We start from the raw sequence: 7662 nt of genomic DNA on the forward strand, positions 1-7662 counted from the left end.
ACACACACTCGCCCGGACGTGTGACAACGTGGCTTCGCAGTGGGAATTCGTCTCTCATCGCGAGATCGCGACCACCTTCGAGTGTGCGATCCAACCAGACGGGGTACCGACACGAAGGTGGTACTCCCGGTGAGCAGAGACCGCGTCCCACCGGGCAAACTTGACCGTGCAAGCGTCATCCACTGGCGAGAAGGGCGCTGCCGATGAGCGGACGACTCGGTATCGACGACGTTTCCCCCACCGTGAGCTGTGGCCGGTACCCGGCCAAGGCCGTGGTGGGCGAACACGTCCCGGTCGAGGCCACGGTGTGGCGAGAGGGCCACGACGCCGTGGCCGCCACGATCGCGTGGCGCGGACCGAACGACCGGGTCGCGAGACAAACACGGATGTCCTCCGTGGGCGTCGGCATCGACCGCTGGGCCGCGACCGTCGTGCCGGACACCGAGGGCTCGTGGACGTTCCGAGTGGACGCATGGAGCGACCCGTGGGCCACCTGGCTGCACGCCGTGGAGGTCAAGATCGCGGCCGGCCAGGGCGCGCACGAGCTGGCGAACGACCTGGAGACCGGCGCGCGGCTGCTGGAGCGGGTGTCCCGCCGGCCGGACCGGCGCCGGGAGAAGCCGCTGCTCGCGACCGCGGCCGCCGCGCTGCGCGACGAGGACCGGTCGCTGCCCGAACGGGTCGCGCCCGCGCTCACGCCCGAGGTGCGGCAGGTCATGCACGAGCACCCGGTGCGCGAGCTGGTGACCAAGGGCAGGCAGCAGCGGATCTGGGTGGACCGCGAGCGCGCCGCCTTCGGCTCCTGGTACGAGTTCTTCCCCCGCTCGACTGGCGGCCTCGACGAGTCGGGCGTGCCGGTGCACGGCACGTTCGCCACGGCGACCAGGTCGCTCGACCGGATCGCCGCGATGGGCTTCGACGTGGCCTACCTGCCGCCGATCCATCCCATCGGCCGGGTGAACCGCAAGGGCCCCAACAACACCCTGGTCGCGAGCGAGGACGACTGCGGCTCGCCGTGGGCGATCGGCGCGGACGAGGGCGGGCACGACGCGGTGCACCCCGAGCTGGGCACGATCGAGGACTTCGACGCGTTCGTGGCGCGCGCCCGCGAGCTGGGGCTGGAGATCGCGCTGGACTTCGCGCTCCAGGCCGCGCCGGACCACCCGTGGGTGCTGAAGAACCCGGAGTTCTTCACCACCCGTCCGGACGGGACGATCGCGTACGCGGAGAACCCGCCCAAGAAGTACCAGGACATCTACCCGATCAACTTCGACAACGACCCGCAGGGCATCTACAACGAGTCGTTGCGCGTGGTGCTGCACTGGGTCGACCACGGAGTGCGGATCTTCCGGGTCGACAACCCGCACACCAAGCCGCCGGACTTCTGGGCGTGGCTGATCTGGGCGGTCAAGGACCGCCACCCGGACGTGCTGTTCCTGTCCGAGGCGTTCACCCGGCCCGCCCGGCTCTACGGGTTGGCGAAGCTCGGGTTCACCCAGAGCTACACCTACTTCACCTGGCGCACCTCGAAGGAGGAGCTGACCCAGTTCGGCGAGGAACTCGTCGCGCACTGGCACGAGGCCAGGCCGAACCTGTTCGTCAACACGCCGGACATCCTGCACGAGTCGTTGCAGCACGGCGGTCCGGGCATGTTCGCGCTGCGCGCCGCGCTCGCCGCGACGCTGGCGCCGACCTGGGGCGTGTACTCGGGCTACGAGCTGTTCGAGCACGAGGCGCTCAAGCCGGGCAGCGAGGAGTACCTGAACACCGAGAAGTTCCAGCTGCGACCGCGGGACTTCGCGGGCGCGCTGGCCGACGGCCGGTCGCTCGAGCCGTGGTTGACCAGGCTCAACGCCATCCGCCGCGCGCACCCCGCGCTGCGGCAGATGCGGACGCTGCGGTTCCACCACGTCGACAACCCGGCGCTGATCGCGTACTCGAAGCAGGACCCGGGCAGCGGTGACACCGTCGTGGTGATCGTGAACCTCGACCCGCAGCAGGCCCAGGACGGCACGCTGTGGCTGGACCTGCCCGTGCTCGGCCACGAGTGGCACGACCGGCTGATCGCGCACGACGAGGTCACCGGGGAAACCTGGGACTGGGGCCGGTCGAACTACGTCCGGCTCGAGCCCTGGCGTGCCGCGGCGCACGTCGTGGGTTTGCAGCGCCGGTTCACGAGCTAGACCCTCCCGAAGGAGACACCGGAGCCACCCCACGCGCCCGCCGGCGCGGAGGGGCGATCGAACGCACCCCCGACGAGGTGGGACGAAGGTGGAGCACATGCACGAAGACCCACGACCCGACTCCGCGCTGGGACTCGACGGAATCCCGCACACAGGCGAGGCGGTGGGCGCCGACGGACTGCTGGTGGAGCCCCAGGCCGAGGACTTCCGGTCGGCGGCGATGCCGCCGCGGCAACCGGACTGGTTCAAGGGCGCGGTGTTCTACGAGGTCCTGGTCCGGGCGTTCAGCGACTCGAACGGCGACGGCACCGGCGACCTGCGCGGGCTGGCGTCCCGGTTGGACTACCTGGAGTGGCTCGGCGTGGACTGCCTGTGGCTGCCGCCGTTCTACGCCTCGCCGCTGCGCGACGGCGGCTACGACATCTCCGACTTCCGCGCCGTGCTGCCGGAGTTCGGCACCGTCGAGGACTTCGTGTACCTGCTGGACGAGGCGCACCGGCGCGGCATCCGGGTCATCACCGACCTGGTGCTGAACCACACCTCGGACGCGCACCCGTGGTTCCAGGCGTCCCGGCAGGACCCGGACGGCCCGTACGGCGACTACTACGTGTGGAGCGACGACGACCAGCGCTACGCCGACGCGCGGATCATCTTCGTGGACACCGAGTCGTCCAACTGGACCTACGACCCGGTGCGCGGCCAGTTCTACTGGCACCGCTTCTTCGCCCACCAGCCCGACCTGAACTACGAGAACGGCGACGTCCAGGAGGCCATGCTGGACGTGCTGCGGTTCTGGCTGGACCTGGGCATCGACGGGTTCCGGCTGGACGCGGTGCCGTACCTGTTCGAGCAGGAGGGCACCAACTGCGAGAACCTGCCGCGCACGCACGACTTCCTCAAGCGCTGCCGCAAGGTGGTCGACGACGAGTACCCGGGTCGGATCCTGCTGGCCGAGGCGAACCAGTGGCCCTCCGACGTGGTGGAGTACTTCGGCGACCCGGCCGTGGGCGGCGACGAGTGCCACATGGCGTTCCACTTCCCGCTGATGCCGCGCATCTTCATGGCCGTGCGGCGCGAGTCGCGGTTCCCGATCTCGGAGATCCTGGCGCAGACGCCGGAGATCCCGTCGGGCACCCAGTGGGGCATCTTCCTGCGCAACCACGACGAGTTGACGCTGGAGATGGTCACCGACGAAGAGCGCGACTACATGTACGCGGAGTACGCCAAGGACCCGCGGATGAAGGCGAACATCGGCATCCGCCGCCGACTGGCGCCGCTGCTGGAGAACGACCGCAACCAGCAGGAGCTGTTCACCGCGATGCTGCTGTCGCTGCCGGGCTCGCCCGTCCTGTACTACGGTGACGAGATCGGGATGGGCGACAACATCTGGCTCGGCGACCGGGACGCCGTGCGCACGCCGATGCAGTGGACGCCGGACCGGAACGCGGGCTTCTCCTCGTGCGACCCGGGCCGGATCTACCTGCCGGTGATCATGGACCCGGTCTACGGCTACCAGGGCCTCAACGTGGAGGCGCAGCTGAACAACCAGTCCTCGCTGTTGCACTGGACCCGGCGGATGATCGAGGTGCGCAAGCAGCACCACGCGTTCGCGGAGGGCGACTTCAGCGATCTCGGCGGGTCGAACCCGAGCGTGCTGGCCTACCGGCGGCGCTGGCGGCGACCCGACGGTCACGAGGACATCGTGCTGTGCGTGAACAACCTGTCCCGCTTCCCGCAGCCGGTGGAGCTCGACCTGTCCGAGCACCGGGGCAGCAGGCCGGTCGAGCTGACCGGCGGTGTCCGGTTCCCGGCCATCGGCGAGCTGTCCTACCTGCTCACGCTGCCCGGGCACGGGTTCTACTGGTTCCAGCTCGTGGAAGCGGGCGACGACGGCGAGACGAGGTGAGCGACGTGACCGACCCGCAAGACCTGGTGGACAAGGTGCTGTCCGAGCTGCCCGCGCAGCTGCCGGACCGGCGGTGGTTCGGCGGCAAGGACCGGCCCGTCACCTCGGTGCGCGCGGTGCGCACGACCGTGCTGCACGACGACCCGGTGCTGGTGCACGTGGTGGTGGAGGTCGTCCAACCCGGCCGCAGCGCGCCGTACCAACTGCTGGTGACCGACCGCGTGGACGACTACGACGCGACCGGCGACGCCGAGCTGACCGGCCTGCTGCTGGACCTGATCGCGGACGGCGCGGAGGTCGACGGGCTGGTGTTCGCCCGCGAGCCGGACGTGGAGGTGCAGAAGGGCCTGCGCGGCCGGCCGGTGGGCGCCGAGCAGTCGAACACCTCGCTGGTGTTCGGCAGCCAGCACATCCTCAAGCTGTTCCGGAAGCTGACGACGGGCGAGAACCCGGACCTGGTGCTGCACCGCGCGCTCGCCAGGGTCGGCTGCGAGCACATCGCGCGGCCGCAGGGTTCGATCACCGGCGAGCTCGACGGCCGCACCACGACGATCGGCATGCTCCAGCAGTTCCAGCCCGACGCGGTCGAGGGCTGGGCGATGGCGACGACGAGCGTGCGCGACCTGATGACCGAGCGGGACCTGCACGCCGACGAGGTGGGCGGCGACTTCGCGGGCGAGGCGCAGCGGCTGGGTCACGCGGTGGCGACGGTGCACGCGGACCTGGAGCGCGCGCTCGGCGGTCAGCTCGCGGACGACGACGACATCGAGCGGACGGTGCGCGCCATGCGGGCGCGGCTGGACGAGGTGGCCGAGGTGGTGCCGGCGCTGCTGCCGTACGCGCCCGCGCTGCGCGAGGCGTTCGACGCGGCCCGGGAGACCGAGGGCGGCATCGCGATCCAGCACATCCACGGCGACCTGCACCTGGGTCAGGTGCTGCGGACCGTGCACGGCTGGCTGCTGATCGACTTCGAGGGCGAGCCCGGCGCGCCGATGGCCGAGCGGACCTCGCTGCGCTCGCCGTTGCGCGATGTCGCGGGCATGCTGCGGTCGTTCGACTACGCGGCGCACCAGCTGCTGGTCGGTCGACCCGAGGACCACCAGCTCGCGGTGCGGGCGCTGGAGTGGGCCAGGCGCAACCGGGCGGCGTTCACCGAGGGGTACGCGGAGGCGGCGTCCGAGGCGGTGGGCGACCCGCGGCGGCGCGGGTACCTGCTGCGCGCGTTCGAACTGGACAAGGCCGTGTACGAGGTCTCCTACGAGTACGCGAACCGGCCGGAGTGGTTGACGGTGCCGCTGTCGTCGATCGCCCGGATCACTGGAGAGGGAGCCTGACGTGAACGCCATCCCGCCCGAGGACGTCGACCGGCTGCTGGCCGGCGCGCACCACGACCCGCACTCGGTGCTCGGTGTGCACCACGTGCCCGACGGGGTGGTGGCGCGCGCGTTCCGACCGGGCGCGTCGGCGGTGTCGGTCGTGGCCGGCGACAAGAGCTTCCCGCTGGACCGGGTCGCGGACGGGCTGTTCGCGGGCGAGTTGCCCGAGCACCCCGGCGACTACCGGTTGGAGGTCGTCTACGGCGCGGCGGTCGTGGAGCTGGACGACCCGTACCGCTGGCTGCCGACGGTGGGCGAGCTGGACCTGCACCTGATCGGCGAGGGCCGGCACGAGCGGCTGTGGGACGTGCTGGGCGCGCACCGGCGGATCTACGAGACGGCGACCGGCGCGGTCGAGGGCGTGTCGTTCGCGGTGTGGGCGCCGACCGCGCGCGGTGTCCGGGTGACCGGCGACTTCGACGGCTGGGACGGCCGCGCCACCCCGCTGCGCTCGCTCGGCTCGTCGGGCGTGTGGGAGGTGTTCGTGCCGGGCGTCGACGTGGGCGCGCGGTACAAGTTCCGCATCCTGGGCCGGGACGGGGCGTGGCACGAGAAGGCCGACCCGATGGCGTTCGCCACCGAGACTCCCCCGCAGACCGCGTCGGTGGTCACCGCGTCCGCGCACGAGTGGGCGGACGCGGAGTGGGAGGCGCGGCGGGACGCGACGGTGTGGGTCAACGCGCCGATGTCGGTCTACGAGGTGCACCTGGGCTCGTGGAAGCCGGGTCTGGGCTACCGGGAGTTGGCGCGGGAGCTGGCCGACTACGTGGTGGAGACCGGATTCACCCACGTCGAGCTGATGCCGGTGGCCGAGCACCCGTTCGGCGGGTCGTGGGGCTACCAGGTGACGTCGTACTACGCGCCGACGTCGCGGTTCGGCTCGCCGGACGACTTCCGGCACTTCGTGGACGTGCTGCACGGCCGCGGCATCGGCGTGATCATGGACTGGGTGCCCGCGCACTTCCCGAAGGACTCGTGGGCGCTCGCGAAGTTCGACGGCACCGCGCTGTACGAGCACGCGGACCCGCGCCGGGGCGAGCACCCGGACTGGGGCACGCTGGTGTTCGACTTCGGGCGCAACGAGGTGCGCAACTTCCTGGTGGCGAACGCGCTGTACTGGATCGAGGAGTTCCACATCGACGGCCTGCGGGTCGACGCGGTGGCCTCGATGCTGTACCTGGACTACTCGCGCCAGGAGGGGCAGTGGCTGCCCAACCAGTACGGCGGCCGGGAGAACCTGGACGCGGTGCGGTTCCTCCAGGAGCTCAACGCGACCGTCTACAAGCGACACCCCGGCGTGGTGATGGTGGCCGAGGAGTCGACGGCGTGGCCGGGCGTGACGCGGCCGACGCACCTGGGCGGCCTGGGTTTCGGGTTCAAGTGGAACATGGGCTGGATGCACGACACGCTGCACTACCTGTCGCGCGAGCCGATCCACCGGTCCTACCACCACAACGAGATCACCTTCTCGCTGGTGTACGCGTGGAGCGAGAACTTCGTGCTGCCGCTGTCGCACGACGAGGTGGTGCACGGCAAGGGTTCGCTGTGGCAGCGGATGCCCGGTGACGACTGGAACAAGGCGGCCGGGCTGCGCTCGCTGCTGGCGTTCATGTGGGCGCACCCGGGCAAGCAGCTGCTGTTCATGGGCGGCGAGTTCGGCCAGCAGGGCGAGTGGTCGGAGTCCCGGTCGCTGGACTGGCACCTGCTCGACTCGCCGTTCCACTCCGGCGTGCGCTCGCTGGTGAAGGACCTGAACGGGGTGTACACCGCTTCGCCCGCCCTCTACAGCGCGGACGGCAGGCCCGAGGGTTTCGAGTGGATCGACGCGAACGACTCGGGCGGCAACGTGCTGAGCTTCCTGCGGGTGGGCGAGGACGGCTCGGTGCTGGTGTGCGTCGCCAACTTCTCCGGCTCGCCCCACCACGACTACCGCGTGGGCCTGCCCCGGGCCGGCACCTGGCACGAGTCCCTGAACACCGACTCCACCACCTACGGCGGCTCGGGTGTCGGCAACCAGGGCTCGGTCACCGCCGAGCCCACCCCGTGGCACGGCCGACCGGCCTCGGCCCTGCTCCAACTCCCCCCGTCGGGCGTCCTCTGGCTGACCCCGACCGCCTGACCGTCCGGTCGGCGGTGGGGACGCGATCCTGACCTGCCGGCTGATCGACCGGCCGCTGCGCCCGTCCTTCGTGGACGG

4 protein-coding genes are annotated in these 7662 nt (G+C 70.9%); all 4 read left to right on the top strand.

Annotated features, from left to right (window positions below):
- The first annotated feature begins 203 nt into the window (after positions 1 to 203).
- The 4 genes from AB0G50_RS25715 (at position 204) to glgB (ending at position 7584) form a co-directional block, all read left to right on the top strand.
- On the top strand, positions 204 to 2183 hold the full coding sequence (locus AB0G50_RS25715) for a maltotransferase domain-containing protein (protein ID WP_360113026.1): 1980 nt from the start codon (positions 204 to 206) through the stop codon (positions 2181 to 2183).
- Positions 2184 to 2280: 97 nt separating this feature from the next.
- Positions 2281 to 4089 carry a maltose alpha-D-glucosyltransferase gene (gene treS / locus AB0G50_RS25720; protein WP_360113028.1) on the top strand — a complete coding sequence of 603 codons (1809 nt, stop codon included), beginning with the start codon at positions 2281 to 2283 and terminating at the stop codon, positions 4087 to 4089.
- Between the two features lie 5 nt (positions 4090 to 4094).
- Positions 4095 to 5423, top strand: a complete 1329-nt coding sequence (locus tag AB0G50_RS25725; protein ID WP_360113030.1) for an aminoglycoside phosphotransferase — start codon at positions 4095 to 4097, stop codon at positions 5421 to 5423.
- A gap of 1 nt (position 5424) precedes the next feature.
- Positions 5425 to 7584, top strand: coding sequence for a 1,4-alpha-glucan branching protein GlgB (gene glgB, locus AB0G50_RS25730; RefSeq protein WP_360113032.1), 2160 nt, complete (start codon positions 5425 to 5427; stop codon positions 7582 to 7584).
- The last annotated feature ends 78 nt before the right edge of the window (positions 7585 to 7662 follow it).

This window comes from Actinosynnema sp. NPDC020468 (genome assembly GCF_040642015.1).
Taxonomy (GTDB): Bacteria; Actinomycetota; Actinomycetes; order Mycobacteriales; family Pseudonocardiaceae; genus Actinosynnema.

What these genes read in the sequence shown, in the direction of transcription:
- AB0G50_RS25715 (WP_360113026.1), top strand. Translation starts at nt 204, where the DNA reads ATGAGCGGACGACTCGGTATCGACGACGTTTCCCCCACCGTGAGCTGT.
- treS (WP_360113028.1), top strand. Translation starts at nt 2,281, where the DNA reads ATGCACGAAGACCCACGACCCGACTCCGCGCTGGGACTCGACGGAATC.